Here is a 23,127-nt window from a genome sequence, read left to right on the forward strand (position 1 = left end):
TTATACGCGTTAAAACAGCTACAGTTTTCTGTAAAATTTTGCCTTGCGGTTGCACGCCGGCGCACCGTAAGTAGGTGCCGGACAGCACAAGGAACGAGGTTTCCGGAAGGCGGGGAATCGCTGGCGATGAAGCACAAGACGATGGAGGATTTCGCCCGCTCCTGTGGCGTCTCCAGGCCGACCTTGTCGAAATATTTCGACGATCCGACCAGCGTCAAGCCGGCGACGCGAAAGCGCATCGAGGAAGCGCTGCGCTCGTCCGACTACCAGCCCAATTTGTTCGCGCGCAACCTCAACCGCAAGCGTACCCGCAGCATCGGCATCATGGTGCCGACGGTGGCCGATCCCTTCTATTCGGAGATGGTCAGCCGCATAGAACTCAGGCTGCGCGACGAGGGCTACTGGCCGATCGTGATCTCCTCGCACGGCTCGCGCGAACTCGAAGTGGAGGCAACGCGAACGATCCTGTCGCTGAAAGTCTCCGGCGCGCTGATCGCACCGCTCGGCGTGCGCTCGGACCACCGCACGCTGGAAAAGCTGACGAAGGCGATCCCGGTCGTCTATTTCGACACCTATCTCGAAGGCGGGACGCCGTTCGTCGGCAACAACAACGCACAGAGCGTCTCGACCATCGTCGATTATCTTTGCCGGTCCGGCGGCGCCCCGGTCTATTTCGACATCCCGCATGTCAACCACAACTCGCCGGAACGGCTGGAGAGCTATGTCGCCTCGATGAAGCGGCTCGGGCATGAGCCGGTCGTCATCGGCAACACCGAGGACTACACTTGGGATTTCGAACGGATCGGCTACGAGCAGACGGAAACGATGCTCGACAATGGCGGCCTGGCGGGAAAGGCCATCCTGTGCAACAATGACCGCTTGGCCTTTGGCGTGATGGCCGCCGCCTATGCGCGCGGACTCAAGATCGGCCGCAAGGGCGATTGCGACCTGCGGGTAGCCGCCCATGACGATCATCCACTCAGCCGCTACACCTGCCCCGGTCTCACCACCATGGCGCAGGACTTCGCCTCGATGGCCGGGCGCAGCGTCGAGATGCTGCTGGCGGTGCTTGAGGAGGACGACACGGCGATCCCACCCAAAGTCAGTCTCGATGCGACGCTGGTGATGCGTCAGTCGGCCTGATCTTTCCCAAAAGCCGAATCGAAGCCGCGCCATGCGGCGACCGCAGCGCCAACGGCCTGTCGCGCTGCCGTGCCATGGCGGCCCATGGAAACAAAACCATGGATCTGGCCTGGCCAACGCCGCAGCACGACCGGCACACCGTTATCTTGCAGACGCCCGGCGTAGGCCTCGCCTTCATCAGCGAGGATGTCGTGACCCGCGATGGCGACGAAGGCTGGCGCCGCGCCCGCGAGGCTTTCCGCCCTGAGTGGCGAGGCGCGCCAGTCGTCGATGTCGGCGGCATAGCGGACATAGTGATCGCGAAACCAGGCCATGGTCGAGGCGGTCAGGCCAAAACCTTCGGCGAAGCGGCGATAGCTGTCCGCCGTCTGCGCGGCATCAGTGTTGGGATAGAACAGCAGCTGCGCGGTCAACGGAATAGGATCGCCCCGCGCGAGAAGACTAAGCACCGTGGCGAGATTGCCGCCGGCGCTGTCGCCGGCAACGGCAATGCGCAGAGCGTCGATGCCGAGATCGCCAGGTGCCTCTTGTATGAAGGAGAGCACGGCGCGGCAATCCTTGACCGCGGCCGGGAATTTGTGCTCCGGCGCCAGCCGGTAGGCGGGCGAAACGACGACGCAAGCCGCCATATTGGCGAACCAGCGGCAGATCTCGTCATGGGAATCGAGATTGCCGATCACCCAGCCGCCGCCATGCAGGTAAAGCAGCGCCGGGGCAGTTGCATCAGGCGCGTCCTGCCCGCGATAGATCCTGAGCGTCAGCGAACCGCCGGGTCCAAGGATGGCGCGCTCAGTGACCGAAGCCACCGGCTCGCGCTCACCCTGCTGGTCCGGAAGGCCTTCTTCGTAGGCACAGCGTGCCTGTTGCGGTGTACCGGTCTCGAATGGCAAGGCGTCGGCCTGCCGGCCGAGCTCGAGCACATGCCGGGCTTCCGGGTCGAGTGGGGACAGGGACGGCGCTGAAGGCGATGTCATCATGGATCTCCCTCCCCATCAGGCAAGCAGACCTGCCGCCTCGTCCTCGCCGAGCAGCGGCGGCTGGTCGACGGTCCCATTGACGGCAATTGAGCCGCGGCTTTCGCCCGAAGCCAGGATCGCCTCCATGATCTCCAGAACATGCAGCGCCAGATCGCCGGAGGCGCGGGGCTTGCGCCCATCGGCCAGCGCCCGCGCAAGATCGGCGACGCCTAGCATGCGGTAGTTGGCGCGGTCGGGTGCGACATAGGGCCAGTTGCGCGCACCGTAGAGTTCGGCCTCGCTGGCGAAATCGGCCCAGTCGTCGCCGCGCGCCGAGAGCGAAACTGTGCCGCCGAATGTGTCGGGATCGGGCAATCGCAGCGAGCCTTCGGTGCCGTGCAGTTCGATCGGATGGTTGGAGTGCTTGAACACGTCCCAGGACGCGCCGAAGGTGACGGTGGCGCCAGAGCGGAACTCCAGCAGGGACAGGATGGTGGTCGGCGTGCCGACCTTGAAGCTGGTGTTCTTGTAAGGACCTTCGGCTGATATCAGACGTTCCTCCTGACCGCGCGTCGCCATCGCCATGACGCGCTCGACCGGGCCGAGCAGGTTGACCAGCATCGTCAGGTAGTAAGGGCCCATGTCGAAGACCGGGCCGCCGCCTGGCTGATAGTAGAATTGCGGATTGGGATGCCAGTGCTCCATGCCGCGCCCCATCATGAAGGCGGTGCCGGTCACAGCGCGGCCGATCGCACCCTCATCCATCAGCCGGCGCGCCCGCCGGCCGGCAGCGCCGAGGAAGGTGTCGGGAGCCGAGCCGAGCTGCAACCGGCGCGCCCTCGCCTCCTCGACCAGCCGGCGGCCGTCGGCGGCCGATGTCGCCAAAGGCTTTTCGGTAAAGACGTGCTTTCCCGCCGAAAGCGCCGAAAGCGAAATGTCGAAATGCGCCGCCGGTATCGTCAAATTGAGAACAAGATCGATGTCCGGGTCGGCCAGCAGCGCGTCGACGCCGAGTGCGCGGATGCCATGCTCCCTGGCGCGCAGCGCAGCCATATCGGCCGAAATGTCGGCGCAGGCGCTGAGCTCTACCCCGCCGAACAGAGCCGCATTGCGCAAATAGGTCATCGAGATGTTGCCGCATCCGATGACGCCGACGCCGAGCTTTGTCTTTGATTTTCTGTGCATTTCAGATCGTACCTCTAACGCGGTCATGGCCTGGCTACGGCAAGGTTCATAGTCGAAAGCCGCTATATAACATTTTAAATCTTGACGCGCGTAAAATTTTTATAGAGCATGTGAAAACGCTGGCGCAGCATTGGAGGCCGCCAGCCTTGAGGAGGAGAACATGACTGACATGAAAAACGGCCAACGGCCGATGCGAATCCCGTGAGTCATGCGCGCACTGGATCTTTCCGTCGCGGTAGGAACCGAGACGGGTTCAGGCATAGATCACCTTGGCCCTGATCCTATCAAGCTGGCTGCGTATTGGACCGGGCAGGCCATCGTCGGTGATCACCACATCGACGGCCGACAGCGAAAATGCCTTGGAGGTCCCGCTGACGCCCCATTTGCTCGAATCGGCGAGGAGGACAACGCGCCGGGCCATGCGAACGAGGTTTCGCTTCGTTCGCGCCATGTCTTCGTTCACGTCGACCACATCCAGTGACGAGTCTATCGCATGCGCTCCAACAAAGACCTGATGCGCCACCAAGCCGCCGAGAGCCGTATCGGCATCGGTGATCAGTGTGCTCACCGTGTCGGGATAGACCCGGCCGCCGATCATATGAACGTCGAGCCCGGGACGATGCATAAGGTGCTGCACGATATTCATGGCCGTGGCCGCGACCACGACATTGCTGAGCGGCGGTAACTGCATGGCAAGCTGCATCAATGTCGAGCCGCCGTCGAAGATGACCGATTGGTTGTCCTCGAAGAGGTCTACCGCCGCCCGCGCGATGCGCTTCTTTGCGTCGAGGTTCGCTTGCATCCGCCGGGCGAACGCGGCCGTAGTCGAATCGGTGGTACGGGTCACCGCCCCTCCACGGGTCTTGGTCAGTAGTCCCTTTCGGTCCAGTATCTCGAGGTCGGAGCGCACCGTGACTTCCGACACGCCAAACCCGTCTGACAGGTCCTTCGTGCGAACCTGTCCGCTGCGTTGCACCTCACCCAGGATCGATTGGCGTCTCTGCTCCGACAACATTGCCCTGCCCTTGCCTCCCTACGCCAAGCAACCGCTCTGGCCTCGGCTCACCTTAGCAAAAATACGCAAATTCGAAAGCTTTCGAAAGATTGTTTTTCTTATTTCTTTCGGAAACACTGGGTCCAGGATTTTGAAATCAAACGATTGGGGAATTTTGCACTCATGAGCCTAGGAACCAAGGTGCGTCTTGCGCGCCTCTTCTCGCATCCATCGGGGAACCTTTTTGGCGGCGCCGTCGACCACTTCGTCGGCTATGGTGACGTGCGCAAAGGCGGCCTTGCCGACCTGCCGGGTGCGCTTGCACGCGTCATGGCGGGCAGACCCGATTACGTCAGCATCCAGCCTGGCACCGCGCGCCATCTGTGGCCGCAATATGCGGGCAAGGCTTCTCTGGTGATTCAGGCGGGCTGCTTCACTCCGGACGATCGCATCAGCGAGTTGATCGCAACGCCCGAGGATGCGGTGCGCGCCGGGGCCGATGCGTTGGCCGTGGCCATTCCGGTGCGCGGCGCGACCGAGGGCAAATACATACGCTGGCTCACCGATTCGGTAAACGCGGCGGCGCGCTACGGCATGCCTGTGGTGGCGCATATCTACCCACGCGATTTCACCGACGGAGCAAGAATCGTCTTCACCCCCGACGAGATCGCCTATGCGGCGCGCATCGGCTACGAGTCCGGCGTCGACGTGATCAAGATCGGCTACACGGGCGATTTCGAGTCGTTCCGAGAGACCGTCCGGACCTGCCCGGTGCCGGTTGTGATCGCGGGTGGTCCGAAAACCGATACGCTGCTCGGCGCGCTTAAGCAGACGGCGGACGCCATCCGTGCCGGCGCACGCGGTGCCGTGGTAGGCCGCAATCTCTGGGGGCATGGCGATCCGGAGAAGGCTGCGCTTGCCTTTCGGGGCGTCATCCATGACGGCCTTTCGGCGCAAGACGCCCTGGCAAAGGCGGGTGCCTGAACGATGCCCACCGTCCCTTCAATCCTCGGCTTCGGCGCTATTGCGATCGACGACATCGTCTATGTCGATCAGCCGTTGTCGGCGGGCAAGGGGAAGGTTCTGCATAGTGCCCGGTCTTTCGGGGGAAATGTCGCGACGGCGCTAGCCGCCGTCGCGCGGCTCGGCGGAAGCGCCGGGTTCGTCGGATGGCTGGGCAGCGCCGCTGACGACGCCGTGCTGCGCGATCTCGTTGCGAGCGGAGTTGAAACCGAATTCGCGCCGCGCCACCCGGACGCGCGCCCGGTGCGCTCGCGCATTACCGTCGGCTCGGACGGGGAACGGTTCATCGCGTATGACGACGACGCGATGCTGGGCACCGCGTCGGACTTCCCGGACGAGGTCCTCAGCCGCGCGACTGTCCTGATCGTCGATAGCTACGCGATCCGGTCGCTGGATGTCGTGGCTCGCGCTCGCGATCTCGGCCTTGCGATCCTCGGCGATATCGAATGGAGCTGCGGCCCAGCCACGGAGCGGCTGATCGCGCTCTGCGACCATCTCATTCTTCCCCTCGGCTTTGCACGGACTGCCACAGGGCGCCGATCGCCCGCCGAGATGCTCGATGCATTGTGGTCGCCGTCGCGGTCCGCCGTGGTTCTGACCGATGGCGGCAGGGGCGTGTACTATCGCGGGCGTGAAGAGACAGGTCTCTGGCATCTGCCCCCGCACCGGGTTGTGGTCGTCGACTCGACCGGCGCGGGTGACTGCTTTCATGGCGCCTACGCGCATGCGTTGATGCGCGGAGCCGACACCGCAGGCCGGGTGGCATTCGCGGCCGCGGCGGCGGCCCTTTCGATAACGGGGCGTGGCGGGCGCGAGGCGCTTCCGACCGACGACCAGGTCACGGAACTCCTGGCATCGACGAACGCGCCGTCAGCAGTCGAACTGAAAAATGCATATGTCGATACTGGAACATAGCCTGAAACTATCCGAGGAAACATTTCGCAGGTGAACACAAGCCGAGGAAAATTATAAGAATCATTGGCTTATACTTGTGGAGGGAGGAAGATGGCAGAAGTCATTCTAGAGAATATCTGCAAAACTTACGGGAACAATTTTCGCGCAATCGACCAATTGAACCTATCGGTCGAGGACGGCGAGTTCTTGATTCTCGTCGGGCCGTCCGGCTGCGGCAAATCCACCGCGTTGCGAATGATCGCGGGATTGGAGGACATCACCAGCGGCAGCCTTCGGATCGGCGGAGTCGACGTCGTCGACATGCCGCCCAAGGACCGCGACATCGCGATGGTCTTCCAGAGCTACGCGCTCTACCCGCATATGACGGTGTTCGAAAACATCGCCTTTTCGATGCGGCTGGCAGGCAAGCCGAAGGCCGAGCGCAAGAAGCGCGTGGACGAGATCGCCAAAACCCTTCAGCTGACGTCTTTGCTGGACAGCAAACCCGCGAACCTGTCAGGCGGACAGCGCCAACGGGTTGCTATGGGCCGCGCCATGGTACGCGAGCCGGCCGCCTTTCTCATGGACGAACCCCTTTCCAACCTCGATGCGAAACTGCGTGTTCAAATGCGCGCCGAAATCACCAGCCTGCAAAAGCAGCTCGGCGTAACGACCATATACGTGACCCACGACCAAATCGAAGCGATGACGATGGGCGACAGGGTCGCGGTGTTGAAGGGCGGCGTGCTGCAGCAGGTCGACACACCCAAGAGACTGTATGAGTCGCCGGTGAATGCCTTCGTCGCCGGCTTCATCGGTTCTCCGTCGATGAACCTTTTCGAAGCGAACCTAAAGGGCGGCGAGCTCGGTTTTCGCGACTTCGCCATCCGATTGCAGGATGCAGCGTTCGTCGGCAGGCCCGCTCTGAGGTCCTATGAGGGGCGCAAGATCGTGTTCGGCATACGGCCCGAGGATCTTTATGACAGCAGCCTCGAATCCGGCCGCAATTATCAGACGATACCCGCAAAGGTGACTTCGATCGAAGAGCTCGGCTCTGAACATATCGTCCACCTGAACATCGACGCGGTCCGGGTGGACTCCGGCGATCCGGACGCAGCGGAGGATTTTGGCCTGGCATCGAACGCGGTGGCGAGATTCGAACCGGCCAGCGCCATCCACTCCGACTCGGAAATCCGGTTGGCCGTGGATGATGCCAAGTTCCATTTCTTCGATCCCGAGACGCATCTGGCGATCTGAATATCTGCAGCAGACCGTAGGCGAGAGGGAGGCGCCTGCGAAAGATACTCGCAAGAAGGCTTCTGAATAAACCAGACGATCGTCCGCATTGTGCGGTCGATCTTGTAGAAGGAGGAGAAAATGATGTTTCGGATACAACCCGCGATGCTGAAAATAGCCGCGGCCGCATGGTTGCTTGGCGCAACCAGCGCCATGGCGGACACAACGCTGGAATTCACCCAATGGTGGGAGCCTGAATTGCCGGCTGGCTCGCTCAGGGCAATCATGGATGACTTCGAGGCCGCAAACCCCGGAATCAAGGTGACATTGGTCAGCGGCCCCTACGCGACCACGCGAGACCAGATCTCGGTGGGTGCCGCAACCGGAACGCTCAGCGACGTCGTCGGTCTCGACGGCGCCTGGGTGAACAATCTGAATGCGCAGAACGCACTCGCCGACATGAATCCGATGATGGATGCGAGTGGTTTCGACAAGAGCCAGGTCGCGGACATCATCAAGGTGGACGGCAAGGCGGTGATGTTTCCCGTGGCTTCCTTCGTCTATCCGGTCTTCGTGAATTTGGACCTCGCCGCCCAGGCAGGCGTGACCAAGCTGCCGTCGACCCGTGCGGAGTTTCTCGAAGCCGCCAAGAAGATGACGCACGCCGACAAGAACCAGTATGGCTGGGTGTTGCCCCTGTCGCTGCAAACGCCATCCGGCGTCCAGAACGACATGATGTCTTGGGTTTGGGCTTCGGGTCAGTCGATGATGGCGAACGGCAAGCCCGCTCTCGAGGGCAAGCCGGTGGTGGATATGCTCACCTTCGTCAAATCACTGAACGACGCCGGCACCGTCTCGCCCGGCATCGCCACCAAGACCGAGCAGGAAAAGGTCGAGGAATTCGTCAACGACCGCGTCGGGATGATGATCGACTCGCTCGCGCATGTGAACCTCATCCGCAAACGCAACCCCAAGCTGAATTTCGACCTCATCCCGGTCCCGGTCGTAGAAAACTATACCGGCAAGCGCGGCCTTCCCTATGCCTCCTGGGGCATCGGTATCTCTGCTGCCTCGAAACATCAGGAGGAAGCCTGGAAACTCGTTCAATATCTAATGAGTGAAAAGGTGAACGCCAAGCTCGTGTCGCTTGCAAACGCCTTCCCGGGCAACGTCAACGCCAAACCCGATTTCGTGACCTCGGACAAAGCTTTCGGCAAGGCTTTCGAAATCTTCAAGACCGGTTATCTCGCCAATGAGTTCACGGGCCTGCCGGTGGCTGAAGACCTGATGACCCAGTTCGACGTTCAAGCCCAGAAGATGCTCGCCGGCGAGCAGTCTCCGGAACAAGCTGCAGCCACCGCTCAGAAGGGCTGGATGGCGAAATTCTGATCGGCCTGTTCCCGTTTGCTATGTTCGACCGGGTGGCCTGACTTCGGGCAGGCCACCCGGCAACAACGGATCGGCAATTTGAGATGGACCTGTTTCCGAAGCTTACCTTCTCGCTGAAGGCCTATCCCAAGGTTGGCACATGACCCGGCAAAAGCGCTCCCACCACAAGCTGAAACGAGCGGTCGCACCCTACCTCTATCTGTCGCCCTCGCTGCTCATAATCGGGCTTCTGATGCTGCTGCCGATGGTGACGGTGATTGCCTACTCGTTCCAGAACAGCGCGGTGCTGCGTCGTGACCCGTCCTTTGCCGGACTGAAACACTACCAGGCGATCTTCGACGACCCCGTGTTCTGGGCTTCGCTGTGGCACACGTTCTACTTCACATGCATGAGTGTGGTTTTCCACATGACCATCGGCATGATCTTCGCGCTCATGCTGAACAGCGACCGCGTCAATCCGACGCTGCGCAATATCCTGCGCGTGCTCTACATTCTGCCCTGGCTGTTCACCGCGGTGATTATCGCCGTGATCTGGCGCCTCCTGCTCGAGCCGAACGGTGTCGTGAACAGCGTTCTCATGCAGATGGGCATCATCGGTTCCAAGGTCGAGTGGTTTTCCTCGCCCGAGACCGCGCTGCACGCCGTCACCTTCGCCAATATCTGGGCGGGCTACCCGCTTTTCATGGTCAGCCTGCTCGCAGGCTTGCAGGGCATTCCCAAGGATTTCTACGAGGCCGCCGATATCGACGGGGCGAAGGCCTACCAGAAGCTGATCTTCATCACGATCCCGCAGCTGATGCCGATCATCATCAGCATCTCGCTGCTCGACTTCATCTGGACCATGCAGGTCTTTCCATTGATCTGGATAACGACGGGCGGCGGTCCGATCTATTCGACCGAGGTCCTCAGCACCTACACGTACAAGCTGGCGTTTTCGAGCTACAACCTGTCGCAGGCTTCGGCGAGCGCCGTGGTCATCCTGCTGATCTCCCTCGGCCTGACGCTGTTCTACATCCGCTATCAAAAGGCTCGGTAGTCACCATGAGGAAAAGGCACTCGCCGAAAGACAGGCTGATCACCGTCGCGCTCCATGTTGCGCTTGCTGCAGGGCTCTTTTTCGCGGCCTTCCCGATCTACTGGATGCTGAGCAGCTCGTTCAAGTCGAATACCGAAATCTTTGCCCTGCCACCAACCGTCCTGCCGAAGGCCTTCACGCTGGAAGCATATGCGGCCATCCTTGGCGACCCGGTAAAGCTGCGCTTCTTCTTCAACAGCTACTTCGTGGCCGGAGCGGTGACAGTGCTGACGGTGCTGATCGCCTTGCTGGCGGCCTATGGATTCAGCCGTTTCAATTTCCGCGGCAAGGGCAGCCTCAACACGCTCATCATCAGCACGCAGACGATCCCGCCGATCACGCTTTTGATCCCCTTCTTCGGGCTTGTCGTCTCGTATGGCATCTTCGACACCTACGTCGCACTGATCCTGACTTACCTGGTATTTACGCTGCCCTACGCGATCCTGCTGATGACGGGATATCTGAACACCTTGCCCCGCGATCTCGATGAAGCGGTGGCTGTCGACGGCGGCAGCAGCTGGACGGCGCTCTGGCGGGTGATCGTCCCGATTTCACTGCCTGGTATCGTGGCGACGTCGGTCTACACCTTCCTGTTGTGCTGGAACGAATTTCTGTTTGCGCTGACGCTGACGAAGTCAACGTCCATGCGCACCGTCCCGATCGGCATCCAGCTGTTGATGGGGCAGCACGCCTTCGAATGGAACCAGATGATGGCGATGAGCGTGCTCGGCTCGCTACCGCTCTTGCTCATCTACCTCGTTGCCCAGAGGTTCTTCCTCGCCGGTATGACCGCCGGCTCGGTCAAGTAGGATGTCCCTCCCACAGAGAACTGATGGAGTAGGCCGCGCATCGAAATCGATGGATTGGACCTTCTCTGCTGGCAGGCGATATCGCCGCGGCCTCAAGCGTCGTCATAGCGCCGCTGATCGTGCTGGAGCCGTTCTTCCAGCGCCACATCATCGAAGGGCCTATGCAGGTGGAATCAAGGAATGAAAGGATGAACGTGAAAGACCTCAAAGTCGGCTGCCAGACCTTCACCTGGGAAATGCTCGGAGACCGTTTTGCCGGCGGCCCCGACGACCTGCTCAAAGCGATCGCCGATGGCGGCTATGCCGGCATCGAGATCACCGATACGATGATCGGCCGCTATGCCGGCAAGCCGGCGGAGTTCGCTGCGGCGCTGAAGACATCCGGCCTGACGCTGGTCTCCTTCGCGTTCGGTTCGGACAGCGGCTTCACACTCAAGGAGAAGATCGGCGCCGACCTCGAGACCGCCAAGCGCTGGATCGATTTCGCCGCCGCCTTTCCGGGCGCGATGGTGTCCATGGGCTCGGCCACCGTCGTGTCGGACGGTCCGCGCGACGACAAGTTCGCCATTGCGGCCGAGGTCTACAACAAGGCTGGTGAACTCGGCCGCAGGGCCGGCGTCCAGGTCGCGGTGCACCCGAGCTCGCATCACAGCACGCTGCTCTACGACCGCCCCGATTGCGACCGCATCTTCGGGCTGCTCGATGCCTCGCTGGTCGGCTGGGTGCCGGACACCGGTCACATCCTGCGCGGCCACAAGGATATGGCCGACACGCTCACCACCTATCGCGATCGCATCTGCTACGTGCACCTGAAGGATGTCGATGCGAGCGGCACCTGGGCGATGCTCGGCAAGGGCGTCTGCGACACCGCGAAGGTGATCGAGATCGCCAGTGCGGCACCCAACTTCAATGGCTGGCTGGTGCTGGAGGAAGAGTCCGAGACCGCCGCCGCCGATCCGGCCGGCGCGGTCAAGACCAACCGCCAGACCATGCGCGGCTACGGAGCCTGAGACGATGATCCGCAAGAAAGACCGTCGTCTTCGTGTCGGTGTGCTCGGCTGCGGGCCGATCGCTCAATTCGCGCATCTGGAATCCTGCGTGAAGGCGAGCAATGCCGATCTCTACGCGATCTGCGACGCAGCACCCGATCTGCTTGCACGTATGGGCGCGACCTACGAGCCGCAGAAGATGTATGGCGACTATGACGCGATGCTCGCCGACCCTGCGCTGGAGGCGGTGATCGTCGCCACCTCGGACGCCTATCACGTGCCGATGTCGATCAAGGCGCTCGAGGCGGGCAAGCACGTTCTCTGCGAAAAGCCGATCGGCGTCTCGGTCGAGGAAGGCCAGAAGCTTGCCGACGCGGTCAAGCGCTCCGGCAAGGTGCTGCAGGTCGGCCACATGAAGCGCTTCGACCCGGCTCTCGAAGCGGCGCGCGATTTCGTGCGCGACGAGATGGGCGAGATCCTGGCGCTGAAGGCCTGGTATTGCGATTCCACCCATCGCTACACCAACACCGACGCGATCCAACCTCTGCCCATTACCAGCAAGCTGGCGAGGAAGCCGGCCGGCAATCCGAAGGCCGATCTCAGGCAATACTTCATGCTGGCGCATGGCTCGCATCTCGTCGACACGGCGCGCTTCCTGTGCGGCGAGATCACCGCTGTACGAGCCCGCCTCAACGAGAAATTCGGCGCCTATTGCTGGTTCGTCGAGACCGAGTTCGCCAATGGCGCGCTCGGCCATCTCGACCTCACGGTTGCCGTGCGCATGGACTGGCATGAAGGTTTCCAGCTCTATGGCGAAAACGGCTCGGTGATCGCGAAGACCTTCAATCCCTGGTATTTCCGCGCAAGCGAGGTCGACATCTTCCATGAGAAGGATGCGACGTCGCGCAAGCCGCTTGGCGCAGACGGCCATTTCTTCCGCCGCCAGCTCGAAGGCCTCGCTGAGACGGTGCTCGACGGCAAGCCGATGCGCGGCGCCAATGTCGACGACGGGCTCGCCTCAATCCGCGCCATGGTGGCGATCGCGCGCTCGGTCGAGAGCGGCGAACGCGTCGAGATTGCTGGCGTGACGGGAGCGGTCTGATGCAGATCGGGGTGTTCGCCAAGACCTTCCCGGGCAGCGAGCCGGCCGGCGTGCTGGCGTCGGTCCGTGACGCGGGTTTTGCGGTCACCCAATTCAATCTCGCATGCGCCGGCCTGCCATCGATGCCGGATGATGTTCCCGCAGCGGCGATCTGGGCAATCAATGCCGCAGTCGACAGCTCCGGCGTCGGTCTCGTGGCGCTGTCCGGCACCTACAACATGGCGCATCCGGACAAGCAGGTACGCGACGATGGCTTGCGTCGGCTGGCGATGGTGATCGAAGCCGCCGCAAGGCTTTCCACGCCGCTCGTCACGCTCTGCACCGGAACGCGCAATCGTGACGACCAATGGGCGCACCATCCTGACAATGCCGATCCCTCGGCATGGACCGACATGGCGGTCGAGATGGAAAAGGCGCTCGAACTCGCCGAGCGTCACGGTGTCAATCTTGGGATCGAGCCCGAACAGACCAATATCGTCACCTCCGCTCCTGACGCGATGCGGCTCATCGCCGAGATGGGTTCGAAGCGGCTGCGCATCGTGCTCGATCCGGCAAACCTGTTCGAACAGGCGGATGCCGCGCAGGCGCGCGCCATGGTTGCGGCTGCAGTCGAGCGCACGGCAAGCCATGTCGCCATGGCCCATGCCAAGGACCGTTTCGCCGACGGCCGGTTTGCCACCGCCGGGCAAGGCGTCGTCGACTTCGCCGACTTCATCGCCCGGCTGAAGGCGACAGGTTTCGACGGGCCGTTGGTGACGCATGGGCTTTCGGCCGGGGAAGCGCCCGGCGTCGCCCGTTTCCTCAAGGGGCTGCTGTGATGGCGCGCCCGACGATCCTGCTCCGCGATGGCGCCGCGCTTCGGGTTTCCGATACGGGCGACGGGCTGGCGGTCGTCGTTCAGCACGGGCTGGGTGGCGGCGAGGCGCAGGTTGCGCAGACCTTCCCCACAGGCTTTCGTCGCATCACGCTCGAATGCCGCGGCCATGGCGGCTCCGGCCTTGGCGAGCGACGGCCATTTTCGTTCGAGATGTTCGCCGACGATGTGCTCGCGGCCGCCGACCAGGCCGGCCTCGACCGCTTCGTTGCCGGCGGCGTCTCGATGGGTGCCGCGATCGCGCTCCGCCTCGCCTGCCGCCATCCCGACCGCGTCGCCGCGATGGTGCTGGTGCGGCCGGCGTGGACGTTCACGGCAGCACCGGTGAACATGCAGCCTATAACCGAGGTCGCCGAACTCATCCTCGACCGTGGCGCCGAGAGCGCGCGGAGTATCTTCGCGCAATCCGAGACGGCGACGCGGCTTTACCGCGAGGCGCCCGACAACCTGTCCTCGCTGTTCGGCTATTTCGACCGGCCGGACGCCCACGCCTTTGCGCAGGTGCTCGCCAACATCGCCGCCGACGGGCCCGGGATTTCCGAGCGCGACGCCGCCGCCCTGCGCATCCCGACGCTGGCCATTGGCAACGCCAGCGACGCGGTCCACCCGCTGTCGGCCGCCTATACGCTCGCCGCAGTCATCCCCAATGCGATCTTCGCCGAGATCACCCCCAAGGCGCTCGACAGCGCCAGCCATTTCACCGAATTACACGCCGAGATCTCGGCCTTCCTTCACGCCCACTCGAACGTCCGGAGCCTCATTCCGTCATGACCAGCAAATCTCTCTCAGGCCCCGCCGCGATAGCCGCTCTGCCGCGCAACCGGCTGCTCGGCGAATTCTCGCTGTGGTCGGCCGATCTCGCCAATATGGAGCGCGACCTGAAGCGCATCGAGGCCCATGCCGATCTGCATCACGTCGACGTCGCCGACGCCCGCTTCACCCCCGGCTTCCTGTTCTTTCCGGATCTGGTGGCACGAATCGCCAAGCTGACGACCAGGCCGATCCATGTTCATCTGATGGTCGAGGCCGAAATCGTCGAGGAGCAGACGCGGCAGCTCATCGAGGCCGGCGCCGACCTGATCAGCGTGCATGCCGAGAATGGTGAAGCGGGGCTTCGCGCCGTGCGGCTGGCGCATGAGCTTGGCGCCGAAGCCGGCGTGGTGCTCAGGCTGGAAACGCCTGTCAGCGTCGTCACGCCTTTCCTGCCTGAAGTGGCGTTCGTGACGCTGCTCGGCACCTCCATCGGCGTCAAAGGGCAGAGCCTGTCCGATCAGGCCTGCCCGCGCCTGATCGAGGCACGCGCGCTGATGCGGAAGGCCGGCCGTGAGGCCGACATCGTGCTTGCCGCCGATGGCGGCATCCGCCACGAGACAGTGCCGCTGCTGCGCGCCGCCGGCGCCGAGACGGTTGTGCTGGGCTCGCTTGCCTTCGGCGATCCCGACCTTGCGCAGCGCATGGCCTGGCTGCACGGACTGAAGGTCGCCGCCTGATGAGCACGCTTGCGCTTGCCTTCGATCTCGGCGGCACGGAGCTGCGCGGCGCGCTCGTCGAACGCAGCGGTGATGTCATCGCCCGGGTTTCGGCACCGACGATGGCAGCCGCGGGATCGGAGGCGGTGATCGGCCAGATCATCGCGCTGGCAGGCACCCTGCTGGCGGAGCATCCGCGGGCAAAGGTGGTCGGCATCGGCATGTGCGCGCCGGGGCCGCTCGATCCCAAGGCGGGCATCGTCATCGGGCCGCCGACCCTGGCCGGCTGGCACAATGTGCCGCTGATCGACATCCTCAGCCGGCAGTTCGGCCTGCCGGTGCGGCTGGAGAACGACGCCAATGCGGCGGCCCTCGGCGAATGGCGCTTCGGCGCCGGCCGCGGCACCGGATCGCTGGTATTCGTGACCGTGTCGACCGGCATTGGCGGCGGCGTCATCGCCGACGGCCACATCTATCACGGCAGGCGCGGGCTGGCGGCCGAGATCGGCCACATGACCATCACCGGCGAAGGCGACCGCTGCTTCTGCGGCGCCGTCGGCTGCTTCGAGGCGGTCGCCTCCGGTACGGCGCTCGGACGCCGGGCGACACGGCTGACCGCGCCGGGCGACGGCTCGCTGCTCCGGCGGCTGTCCAACAATGGCGACGTCTCGGCGCGACACGTCGTCGAGGCCGCGCGGGCGGGTGATGTGGCGGCTCGCCCACTGGTCGAGGCCGAGGCGCGGTGGCTGGGCATCGGCTTCACCAACCTCCTGCATCTCTACTCGCCCGACCTGATCGTCATGGGCGGCGGCCTTTCCAACGGCTTCGACCTCCTGGCACCGACCATCAGGGCGACCGTCGAGCACCGCGCCATGCAAGCCTATCGCGACGTGCCGATCGTTCCGGCCGAACTTGGCGACCGGGCGGGCCTAGTCGGCGCGGCGAGCCTGATCCTATGGGAGGGCGAGCCCGGCACGGCGCTGGCGATGGTGCAGAACGAGGAGACGACAACCGGCGCCAGGGAGGCAAGCCAAGGCTGAGCTCAAGCTGCGCGGCGCGCGCAAATCCTATGGAGCCGCCGAGATCATCAAGGGCATCGACCTCGACGTCGAGGACCGCGAATTCATCGTCTTCGTCGACCCGTCCGGTTGAGGGAAGTCCACGCTGCCGCGCATGATCGCCGGGCTGGAAAGGATCAGCGCAGGCGACCTCATGATCGACGGCGTGCGCGCCAACGACATCGACCCGTCCGCGCGTGGGCTGGCCATGGTGTTCCATTCCTATGCGGCCTATCCGCATATGAGCTTGGCCGAGAATAGGGGGCTTCGCACTGAAGATCGCTGGGGTGCCGCCGCAGGAGCGGGAGCGCAAGGTGAAGGAGGCGGCCGACGTATCCGGAATGGTGGCTCCTGACCGCAGCCTGCGCTCTGCGGAGGATCGACAACGCGCGGATCGGTAGCCGTTTGCGAGAATGTCCATCTCAAGAGTCTTAAGGCGTAATCAGTAGTGCAAAGGTGTCAATGCCCACTCCCAACAATCCTCCGGCCGCGGTCAGACGCCCTGCACAGGCTGGGAGCGAATATCCACGATGCCCGGCGGCGGCTCCCAATGGCGCGGGTGGCGAGCGCGCCTGTACCTCGCGCTCGACCCTGCAACGGGTCGAGGCGGGCGACACGAATGTCAACACCGGCATATATGCCGCCGCAATCACAGCTTCCTTTGGCTCGGAAAAACGGCGCGCGAGCGACGGATGAATCGACCGAGTTGACATCGTGCAACGTTCACCTCATTGCTCTCTAACAATGCTTCCGGGGGGCGGCTTTGCTTTTCTTTCGATCTCTCTGCCGTGCTGTGCTCTTGACTGTGGCCTTTTTTGCAGCACTGCCGAAGATGCCGGCACTGGCATGGGCCCCGGATACTGTCATGACCTTCCAGGTGATCCGGAACTCGGACCCCGCATGTGAACCAACCTGCCCTGCGTGGATCTACGCTGCAGGTTCGATTGAAACCTCGTCCCCATCGGCTTTGCGCAAGCTGCTGAAGAGCCTCGGCGCAGTTCACCTGCCCATCGTCTTGGCATCGAATGGTGGTGACCGTCAGTCCGCCCAGGAACTCGGCAGGATCGCGAGAAAGAACAAGCTGACAATCGCTATTGGGACTTCACCGGTAGTTTGCAAAGACAAAGCCTCGGTCTGTCGCACGATGCCAGAGATTGACGGCCAAGGTCGATTCGAAGAAGCCAACTGCCTGTCTGCCTGCCCCTTGTTCCTTGCTGGTTGCGTCAAAAGGCTCAACAGCGACCGCAACTTTATCGCGGTCCACAAGGGACAAGCCGTCCTGTACTCAAATGGCGACAGGACCTTCACTCAAATAAAGTCCGCCAAGAGGGTTGCCAAAGTTCTAGCCAATGCTCACCTGGAGAAGAAGCAATATCTCCGGGAAATGGGCGTAGCCGTCGCGCTGGAGGATGAGGCTTTCAAGCATGGCGGCGACGACTTTTATGAAGTCCCGATCGATCGGCAGCGCAGTTGGGGCTTGATCACCGGCTCAGTCGAAGAGTTGGATTTCACCGATCCCCAATTCTGCAAAAGACAGCCGCTCCCCGAGAATTGCGTCCCAAAACAAAATGGCCTGCCACGACGTAAGTCATGAAAATGGGTGGCTTATTTCCGCGCAGCCACTCGACCGGAAGAGATCAGCCGCGTATCTCAGTCAAGCAAGCCGCCGTTACGAGGCCAACCGGCTCTTAAGCCGTTTCTCGCGGAGACGGGTGCCAGCCCGCCAGGTGCGGGCGGTTCGTCGTCAGTCGTCTGCTGGGCGATCCGTACCAGATCGCTGAGCGCCGAACGGATTTGCGGCCAGGGAACTCGGAGCATTCCACCCAGGCCTCACCCTCGCGCAACACGGCATCGAGCTTGCCCGCCACGCCAGCGACACTCGTGGCAGGCGTCGTTGAGAGCGCTTGCATCAGATCCTGCGCCCGATTGGCAGCCTCGCGCTCAGCTCGAAGGGCCGCAGCATAGCCGCCCTCCTCCGCAGCCGTGTCCCAGCGTGCCTTATGCGCCGCGAGGTCAGCTTCGGCCTTTTCCCGGAGATCCGCTGTGTCCGGGCGCTTGCCGAGCACTTCATTGAGCGCCTCGATCGAGTGGACCGTCACATCCTCACCCTCGGGCAGGCACACGGTTGCGCAAGGAAAGCCGACGTTCGAGACAAGCCTCGTCTCCAGGCGCTGCTGCTTGCGGCAAAGCCGCTCGGTCAGCTTGTGGGTTGTCTCCCATTCCCGCCAAAGCGCCAGCGCTGGGTCGGGGGGCACATTCGTCATCCTGGCCTCGCCAGCAAACGCGTTCCCTTCAAGGGTCCACGCGGTGGTTGCCGCCACTGTTCCCGCAAGCACTCTCCTGCGGGTGACGAACGGCAGAGTCGTGGTATTGTCGGAATCAGCCATGATCCGAGCTCCAATCAGCTTGGGTGGTGGTCAGGCCGCTCAGGGTGTTACCAGCACCTCGTGCGGCCGCCTCTGTTGCCCTCCTGATATGTCACTTTTTGTGACTTTAATCAAGAAGAATGTCATGAAAAAGGACATATCGGCCCACCAGCTTCGTGCAGCGAGAGCCTTAATTGACTGGACGAGAGAGGATCTGGCCAACGCATCCGGGATAAACGTTCGCACGCTCGTCAGAATTGAGAATGCCCAAACGGCTTCGAGGCAGACCACTCTAGAGGCGCTAACTGCAGCATTAGAAGCTGCCGGTGTCGAATTCATTCCGGAAAACGGCGGCGGTGCTGGCGTTCGCCTGGCGCGTCGATCAGACGATGCAAAAGGCAAACTGTGATCCTTTTGTATGGACCGGCTCCCTTTCGCAAAGGCGTACAGGGACAGGGAAAGTGGCGCAGATGTGTCCGCCCTATGGAGCGGCGCGTTTGTGGGTCGTCGCGGGAGACCTGATACGAGTGAGTGCCCAAGTTGGGAACAATCGACGCACGCGCGGTCGAGACACAGTTCATTCTCCGGCAGATCTGAATTACGGCTCTCGCCCCACCTGCGCATTTTGCGGCGCGAGCATTCCTCACATCCCGATTCCGACCCCGCGTTTTCTGCCGAAGCTCCAGTCGATGCCGCCGCTGTTTTGCACGAGCCCGGTGATGTGCTGGCCGATGCGCTTCTCCAGCATTGGCTGCCACGGAACGAGCTGAAACCCGAGACCATCGTCCAGCATGGCGAAGCGCCCGCTGGCAAGACCGACCGAGCCAAGCAGCGTGCCGCCGATATGGTTGCCGGGCTGTACGGGCACGAAGGTAAGGCCGCGCGCAGCGGCCATTTCCTTGCCGACGCGCGCGACCTCCTGGCGCGCCAGCGTGGCTACGAGGTCGCGCGAGAAGGTGATCGTCCGGGTAGTCGCATCGCGTTCGGCAAGGCCCATCCCGACGAGCTGGGCGGCCCGTCTGTCGAGAGCGTTGTCCACGTCGAGACCAAAGCCTGACCGGACCAGCGGAACGGGGTTTTTGGCCGTCAGCTCCCGGTCGAGCCAGGTGGCGCCGTCGCTGCCGATCTGCGCGTCAAGATCGAGCGTCGAAAGCACGCGGACGGAGAAGTCTTTTGCGCGGCTGCGGGCATCATAGGCGATGCCGCGCTCGGACAGGTCTTTTGGAACGCGCCAGTGGTCTTCGTCGACACGTTCGACATGGCCCGCCCGCCGCAGCGCTTCGAGACGGCGAACATGGAAACGGACGAAGGCGTCCGGGTCCTTGCCCTGCTCCAAAAATGTCTCGCGGATCGCCTCCAGGTGTCTGCTCGGCCGATAGACACCGTCCTCGCCGGCTACGCTGCCGATGTTGCGGTCGGCCGCACGCGGCTGCTCCTTCGGCAGGATGGGATCAAGCGCCACGATATGGCCGCGCTGGATGTCGTCGAACTTTGCCGCATCCGCGGTCTCGACATAGTGCGTGCGCCCGTCCACACCGTCGACGACGAGCGACAGCCGATCGCTCATCTCATCGCCGGCAAGACCCTTGGCGAGCACGCGGCCGACGACCGCTTCGGTGATGGTTCGCCGGTGCAGGGCATATTGCGCCGCGCCCCGTTCATCGGCGAGGCCGTGCTCATGGTCTTGATGATGTCGTTGCGCTCGCCAAGCGCGCGCAAGGTACTTTCGGCCCTGTCGGAGACCACCCATCGGCCGGGCTCGATTTCACTCGCCAGGCCGAAGTGCTCCAGTCTCTTCGCCCGATCGATCAGCAGATAGCGGTTGCTGGAAATGGTGTAGCTGTCGCTGGCATTGGGACGGAGATCGAGAAGATCGTGCTCGTGCTGTTCGGCGATCAGCATGCGGTCGAGCCGGGTCAGCCGTTCGGCTTCCACCTCGTTGGCCAGCTTGCGGGCGACCTCGATCTCGCTTTGCAGGCCGAGTTCCCGTTCCACCAGCTCGCTTGCTCGATGGCGGATGCCATGGGCGATGTAGTCGCCGGCGATGTTCAGGATCTTGCCGTCATCGGTGACGCCCCGCACCAGGATGTGGGTATGCGGATGGCCGGTGTTGTGATGGTCGACGGCGATCCAGTCGAGTCGCGTGTTGAGGTCGGCTTCCATCTGCCGCATGAGATCGCGGGTGAAGGAGCGCAGGTCTTCCATCTCGGCGGCATCCTCCGGTGCGACGATGAAACGGAATTGATGTCGGTCGCCGCGCCCGCGCTCGACGAAGGCCTTGCCGTCGGGCTCGTCGTCGAAGGCCGAGTACACCCTGCCCTTCTCGCCGTCCCTGGTGACGCCGTCGCGCTGGAGATAGCGCAGATGCGCATCGACGGCCTTGCTCGTCGTCACGAACTTTTGGGCGCGCCCGGTGGTCGCCTTCCCTCGCGCCGGCAGCTTGACGACGCGCGCCTTCACCACGACGCGGCGGGAACGAAAGCGGACGCCATTGGAGTCCTGCTTCCACCCGCCACCGTCCCTTGGCAACCCGGCCACCACCTTGCCGCCGCGGCCGCGGGCATTGAAGCGGCCACTCCCCTTCCCGGCGCGACCACTTCCGCCCATGCGATTGGGGTTGCCGCCTTGCTTGCGGATGGCAATCTCGACCTGGCGCACGAAGGGCAGCGTCCGTGAATTGACCGGCGCGCCACCATGCCGCATCCGGCCAGTGCGAACCTGGAATTGGTCGCTGTCACGATCTGCCATGCCGACAGCATCGGCAGTCGGATTTGGTGCTTCAAGATGGCCGGAGCGCAGAGCGTGCTACGGCGCGCAAAGACTTGCTGCGGCGAAGAATGGCGGATCGCACATCGCTGCGGCACGATAGTTTTGCGTTTCGGATCAACAGCATAGCCATAGCCTGTCAGCCCCGCACCTCACGTCATTCTGCCTGAGGTCGGCACGGGCAGGAAAAACAATGTGCAGACAAGCACTTACGAGCGAAGCGAGGCGAGCGCCAGCTCGCTTTATCTTGCTGTCCCTCTCCGCACTCTGTAACCGTCCGGATCCTGCACACCTAGTGCAATCTCGCAACGTGTGGGGTTCCTTCTTATCGAGGAGGATCTTCGGCGGTGCCTCGACGTTCCTGGGACAAGGCCGACAACTCGTACTGGTCGACGCATGTCGCGACCTGGTATCGGGGGCCGTTTTGAGGTGGAGGAATATTGCCGCCGGCGCAAGCTTTCGATGACGACTTTCAAGCTGTGGGTGCGTCATCCGGTGAGCGCGGAAGATCGGCGCAAACGTGCGGAATATCTGCGGAAATTGCGCGGGGAAAGCCGCAAAAGCGGGGCAAGAAAGGGCCGCCGAAGCGACGCAAGAGCCCGCGCCGCTACTGCTACAGCGTGCGTACGGACACGATCCGATTTGCTCTGCAGGCGTTCTGGGGCATGCATGTGGAGGCGATGAACTGGAGCGGATTGGGGCCTGCCGAATATGCCGTGGCGCTCGGGCTTTCGCCCCCATGCGCTGCGCAAATGGCGCGCTCGTCTTGAGGAATTCGAATTCGAACTGGACTGGCGATCTCTGTTGCATCCGAGTGCCCGGGCTCAATTAAGCAGCGCTGATTGCGTGCGGCGCCAATCGCTTGAGACTGCGGGTTGACGGGCGGTCGGACCGGCGCCGCTTCAGCGACGCGCAGAAGCAGGCGATTGTGCAGGAGACGGAGAAGCCTGGTGTCAGTGGCGGAGGTTGCCGCCGCCATGGAGTCGCCACCAGCACGGCCTTCCGCTGGCGTGTCGAGTTTCGGCCTGACCGCTCGCAAGACGCCGCAATTGGCAACTGTTGCGCTCATCCATGGGGCGAAAAAACGAACGCCGGCGACGGCTCCCCTGTGCAATCTCGTGCGGCCGCCGGACGGCATGGTGGCAGTCCGACTGGACAACGGGCGGCGCGTCTTTGCGTCCGTCGGCAGCAATGCGGATGCAGTCAAGCGGCATCTCGCGGTAAGGGAGAACGCATCATGATCGTCGTTGCGGCGGGTGTGAAGATGCATCTGGCGCTCGGTCATACCGACCGTCAAGAGGCTCGACGGGCTCGCCATACTGATCCAGGAGCAGCTGAAAGATGGATCCCTTCTCGGATTCCGAGCGCAATGGACCCCGACCACATCGAACGCGATATCAGCGAAGGCGCGACCATCACTCCGCGCCGTAGCGAACCCGGAAAAGCGCAACCAAAGCGCGGGCCGCTGCCCGATCATCCGCCGCGCGTTGTTGCGGCGGCACCCTGCCCAGCATCTGCGAGAGCATTAGCGAGATCCTCGACTATACCCAGGCGCGGTTTAGATGTAGCGCCACGCCGCCCGAAATGTGCCTGCCGGACCCGTTGGCCCGAACAGGTTCAGGCAACTTGAACGTCGCCGACGCGTTCCAGATGAATTGCGCCCGAAGCTCCAATTCACCGCCGCCGCCGCGAGGAGGACCGCGCCGCCAAGTGCCGAGAGGATAAAGATTGTACGCGCATGTTCATCGCTCGATCTGCGGTGCAGCAGCTTTCACCGGTTTATCAGCAACTCTGTCCGC

The 23,127-nt window shown here is 62.9% G+C and carries 20 protein-coding genes and 3 pseudogenes; 18 read left to right on the top strand and 5 right to left on the bottom strand.

From position 1 onward, the window contains the following. The first annotated feature begins 120 nt into the window (after positions 1-120). Positions 121-1,143, top strand: coding sequence for a LacI family DNA-binding transcriptional regulator (locus NKH33_RS27975; protein WP_352922538.1), 1,023 nt, complete (start codon positions 121-123; stop codon positions 1,141-1,143). On the opposite strand, the gene NKH33_RS27980 is transcribed toward NKH33_RS27975, so the two are convergent. The 3 genes from NKH33_RS27980 to NKH33_RS27990 form a co-directional block, all read right to left on the bottom strand. Continuing rightward, positions 1,131-2,120 carry an alpha/beta hydrolase gene (locus NKH33_RS27980; RefSeq protein ID WP_502906777.1) on the bottom strand — a complete coding sequence of 330 codons (990 nt, stop codon included), beginning with the start codon at positions 2,118-2,120 and terminating at the stop codon, positions 1,131-1,133. The two genes, NKH33_RS27975 and NKH33_RS27980, sit on opposite strands and share 13 nt — an antisense overlap. 15 nt (positions 2,121-2,135) lie before the next feature. Next, a complete protein-coding gene (locus NKH33_RS27985) occupies positions 2,136-3,284 on the bottom strand; it encodes a Gfo/Idh/MocA family protein (protein ID WP_352819272.1) in 1,149 nt (382 codons plus the stop codon). 253 nt (positions 3,285-3,537) lie between these two features. After that, the gene (locus NKH33_RS27990) at positions 3,538-4,299 is read right to left on the bottom strand and encodes a DeoR/GlpR family DNA-binding transcription regulator (protein WP_352501408.1); all 762 of its coding nucleotides are present in this window, start codon (positions 4,297-4,299) and stop codon (positions 3,538-3,540) included. A 162-nt stretch (positions 4,300-4,461) separates the two neighbouring features. On the opposite strand from NKH33_RS27990, the gene NKH33_RS27995 reads away from it, so the two are divergent. The 15 genes and pseudogenes from NKH33_RS27995 (at position 4,462) to NKH33_RS28065 (ending at position 17,790) form a co-directional block, all read left to right on the top strand. Further along, entirely contained in the window at positions 4,462-5,262 is an 801-nt protein-coding gene (locus tag NKH33_RS27995) for a beta/alpha barrel domain-containing protein (protein WP_352501446.1), read from the top strand. Between the two features lie 3 nt (positions 5,263-5,265). Next, on the top strand, positions 5,266-6,216 hold the full coding sequence (locus NKH33_RS28000; RefSeq protein ID WP_352922487.1) for a PfkB family carbohydrate kinase: 951 nt from the start codon (positions 5,266-5,268) through the stop codon (positions 6,214-6,216). 90 nt (positions 6,217-6,306) lie between these two features. After that, positions 6,307-7,452, top strand: a complete 1,146-nt coding sequence (locus NKH33_RS28005) for an ABC transporter ATP-binding protein (RefSeq protein WP_352773594.1) — start codon at positions 6,307-6,309, stop codon at positions 7,450-7,452. Between the two features lie 120 nt (positions 7,453-7,572). Next, on the top strand, positions 7,573-8,820 hold the full coding sequence (locus NKH33_RS28010) for an ABC transporter substrate-binding protein (protein WP_352922490.1): 1,248 nt from the start codon (positions 7,573-7,575) through the stop codon (positions 8,818-8,820). A 139-nt stretch (positions 8,821-8,959) separates the two neighbouring features. After that, on the top strand, positions 8,960-9,856 hold the full coding sequence (locus NKH33_RS28015) for a carbohydrate ABC transporter permease (RefSeq protein ID WP_352922492.1): 897 nt from the start codon (positions 8,960-8,962) through the stop codon (positions 9,854-9,856). Positions 9,857-9,861: 5 nt separating this feature from the next. Beyond that, positions 9,862-10,704, top strand: a complete 843-nt coding sequence (locus tag NKH33_RS28020) for a carbohydrate ABC transporter permease (protein WP_352922494.1) — start codon at positions 9,862-9,864, stop codon at positions 10,702-10,704. Between the two features lie 188 nt (positions 10,705-10,892). After that, positions 10,893-11,714, top strand: coding sequence for a sugar phosphate isomerase/epimerase family protein (locus tag NKH33_RS28025; protein WP_352922496.1), 822 nt, complete (start codon positions 10,893-10,895; stop codon positions 11,712-11,714). A 4-nt stretch (positions 11,715-11,718) separates the two neighbouring features. Next, positions 11,719-12,795 (top strand): Gfo/Idh/MocA family protein, encoded by a 1,077-nt coding sequence (locus NKH33_RS28030; RefSeq protein ID WP_352685812.1) that lies wholly within the window; start codon positions 11,719-11,721, stop codon positions 12,793-12,795. After that, positions 12,795-13,613, top strand: a complete 819-nt coding sequence (locus tag NKH33_RS28035; RefSeq protein ID WP_352685814.1) for a sugar phosphate isomerase/epimerase family protein — start codon at positions 12,795-12,797, stop codon at positions 13,611-13,613. The genes NKH33_RS28030 and NKH33_RS28035 overlap by 1 nt, the downstream gene beginning before the upstream one ends. Beyond that, positions 13,613-14,440, top strand: a complete 828-nt coding sequence (locus NKH33_RS28040; RefSeq protein WP_352922498.1) for an alpha/beta fold hydrolase — start codon at positions 13,613-13,615, stop codon at positions 14,438-14,440. Before NKH33_RS28035 ends, NKH33_RS28040 begins: the two co-directional genes overlap by 1 nt. Continuing rightward, the gene (locus NKH33_RS28045) at positions 14,437-15,159 is read left to right on the top strand and encodes a ribulose-phosphate 3-epimerase (protein WP_352922500.1); all 723 of its coding nucleotides are present in this window, start codon (positions 14,437-14,439) and stop codon (positions 15,157-15,159) included. Before NKH33_RS28040 ends, NKH33_RS28045 begins: the two co-directional genes overlap by 4 nt. Beyond that, entirely contained in the window at positions 15,159-16,178 is a 1,020-nt protein-coding gene (locus NKH33_RS28050; RefSeq protein WP_352922502.1) for an ROK family protein, read from the top strand. Before NKH33_RS28045 ends, NKH33_RS28050 begins: the two co-directional genes overlap by 1 nt. A 7-nt stretch (positions 16,179-16,185) precedes the next feature. Continuing rightward, a pseudogene (locus NKH33_RS28055) lies at positions 16,186-16,531 on the top strand (ATP-binding cassette domain-containing protein); the annotation flags it as partial. Between the two features lie 127 nt (positions 16,532-16,658). Then, positions 16,659-16,853: pseudogene (locus tag NKH33_RS28060) on the top strand (hypothetical protein); the annotation flags it as partial. Between the two features lie 208 nt (positions 16,854-17,061). Further along, on the top strand, positions 17,062-17,790 hold the full coding sequence (locus NKH33_RS28065; RefSeq protein ID WP_352922504.1) for a hypothetical protein: 729 nt from the start codon (positions 17,062-17,064) through the stop codon (positions 17,788-17,790). 94 nt (positions 17,791-17,884) lie between these two features. Here NKH33_RS28065 and NKH33_RS28070 read toward each other — a convergent pair whose 3' ends face one another. Continuing rightward, positions 17,885-18,583, bottom strand: coding sequence for a hypothetical protein (locus tag NKH33_RS28070; protein WP_352922506.1), 699 nt, complete (start codon positions 18,581-18,583; stop codon positions 17,885-17,887). Positions 18,584-18,707: 124 nt separating this feature from the next. Here NKH33_RS28070 and NKH33_RS28075 point away from each other — a divergent pair, with 124 nt between their 5' ends. Further along, positions 18,708-18,971 (top strand): helix-turn-helix domain-containing protein, encoded by a 264-nt coding sequence (locus NKH33_RS28075; protein WP_352922508.1) that lies wholly within the window; start codon positions 18,708-18,710, stop codon positions 18,969-18,971. A 234-nt stretch (positions 18,972-19,205) separates the two neighbouring features. On the opposite strand, the pseudogene NKH33_RS28080 reads toward NKH33_RS28075, so the two are convergent. Beyond that, a pseudogene (locus NKH33_RS28080) lies at positions 19,206-21,310 on the bottom strand (DUF3363 domain-containing protein). A 946-nt stretch (positions 21,311-22,256) separates the two neighbouring features. Here NKH33_RS28080 and NKH33_RS28085 point away from each other — a divergent pair. Then, positions 22,257-22,958 (top strand): hypothetical protein, encoded by a 702-nt coding sequence (locus tag NKH33_RS28085; protein WP_352922543.1) that lies wholly within the window; start codon positions 22,257-22,259, stop codon positions 22,956-22,958. The last annotated feature ends 169 nt before the right edge of the window (positions 22,959-23,127 follow it).

It is taken from the genome of Mesorhizobium sp. M1182 (assembly GCF_040318335.1).
Taxonomy (GTDB): Bacteria; Pseudomonadota; Alphaproteobacteria; order Rhizobiales; family Rhizobiaceae; genus Mesorhizobium.

Bases quoted from the DNA above. Each gene is read 5' to 3' on its own strand.
- NKH33_RS27995 (WP_352501446.1), top strand. From the start codon at position 4,462: ATGAGCCTAGGAACCAAGGTGCGTCTTGCGCGCCTCTTCTCGCATCCA.
- NKH33_RS27985 (WP_352819272.1), bottom strand. From the start codon at position 3,284: ATGCACAGAAAATCAAAGACAAAGCTCGGCGTCGGCGTCATCGGATGC.
- NKH33_RS28020 (WP_352922494.1), top strand. From the start codon at position 9,862: ATGAGGAAAAGGCACTCGCCGAAAGACAGGCTGATCACCGTCGCGCTC.
- NKH33_RS27990 (WP_352501408.1), bottom strand. From the start codon at position 4,299: ATGTTGTCGGAGCAGAGACGCCAATCGATCCTGGGTGAGGTGCAACGC.
- NKH33_RS28040 (WP_352922498.1), top strand. From the start codon at position 13,613: ATGGCGCGCCCGACGATCCTGCTCCGCGATGGCGCCGCGCTTCGGGTT.
- NKH33_RS28010 (WP_352922490.1), top strand. From the start codon at position 7,573: ATGATGTTTCGGATACAACCCGCGATGCTGAAAATAGCCGCGGCCGCA.
- NKH33_RS28075 (WP_352922508.1), top strand. From the start codon at position 18,708: ATGAAAAAGGACATATCGGCCCACCAGCTTCGTGCAGCGAGAGCCTTA.
- NKH33_RS28045 (WP_352922500.1), top strand. From the start codon at position 14,437: ATGACCAGCAAATCTCTCTCAGGCCCCGCCGCGATAGCCGCTCTGCCG.
- NKH33_RS28050 (WP_352922502.1), top strand. From the start codon at position 15,159: ATGAGCACGCTTGCGCTTGCCTTCGATCTCGGCGGCACGGAGCTGCGC.
- NKH33_RS28065 (WP_352922504.1), top strand. From the start codon at position 17,062: ATGACCTTCCAGGTGATCCGGAACTCGGACCCCGCATGTGAACCAACC.
- NKH33_RS28030 (WP_352685812.1), top strand. From the start codon at position 11,719: ATGATCCGCAAGAAAGACCGTCGTCTTCGTGTCGGTGTGCTCGGCTGC.
- NKH33_RS27980 (WP_502906777.1), bottom strand. From the start codon at position 2,120: ATGATGACATCGCCTTCAGCGCCGTCCCTGTCCCCACTCGACCCGGAA.
- NKH33_RS28070 (WP_352922506.1), bottom strand. From the start codon at position 18,583: ATGGCTGATTCCGACAATACCACGACTCTGCCGTTCGTCACCCGCAGG.
- NKH33_RS28015 (WP_352922492.1), top strand. From the start codon at position 8,960: ATGACCCGGCAAAAGCGCTCCCACCACAAGCTGAAACGAGCGGTCGCA.
- NKH33_RS28005 (WP_352773594.1), top strand. From the start codon at position 6,307: ATGGCAGAAGTCATTCTAGAGAATATCTGCAAAACTTACGGGAACAAT.
- NKH33_RS28035 (WP_352685814.1), top strand. From the start codon at position 12,795: ATGCAGATCGGGGTGTTCGCCAAGACCTTCCCGGGCAGCGAGCCGGCC.
- NKH33_RS28000 (WP_352922487.1), top strand. From the start codon at position 5,266: ATGCCCACCGTCCCTTCAATCCTCGGCTTCGGCGCTATTGCGATCGAC.
- NKH33_RS28025 (WP_352922496.1), top strand. From the start codon at position 10,893: ATGAACGTGAAAGACCTCAAAGTCGGCTGCCAGACCTTCACCTGGGAA.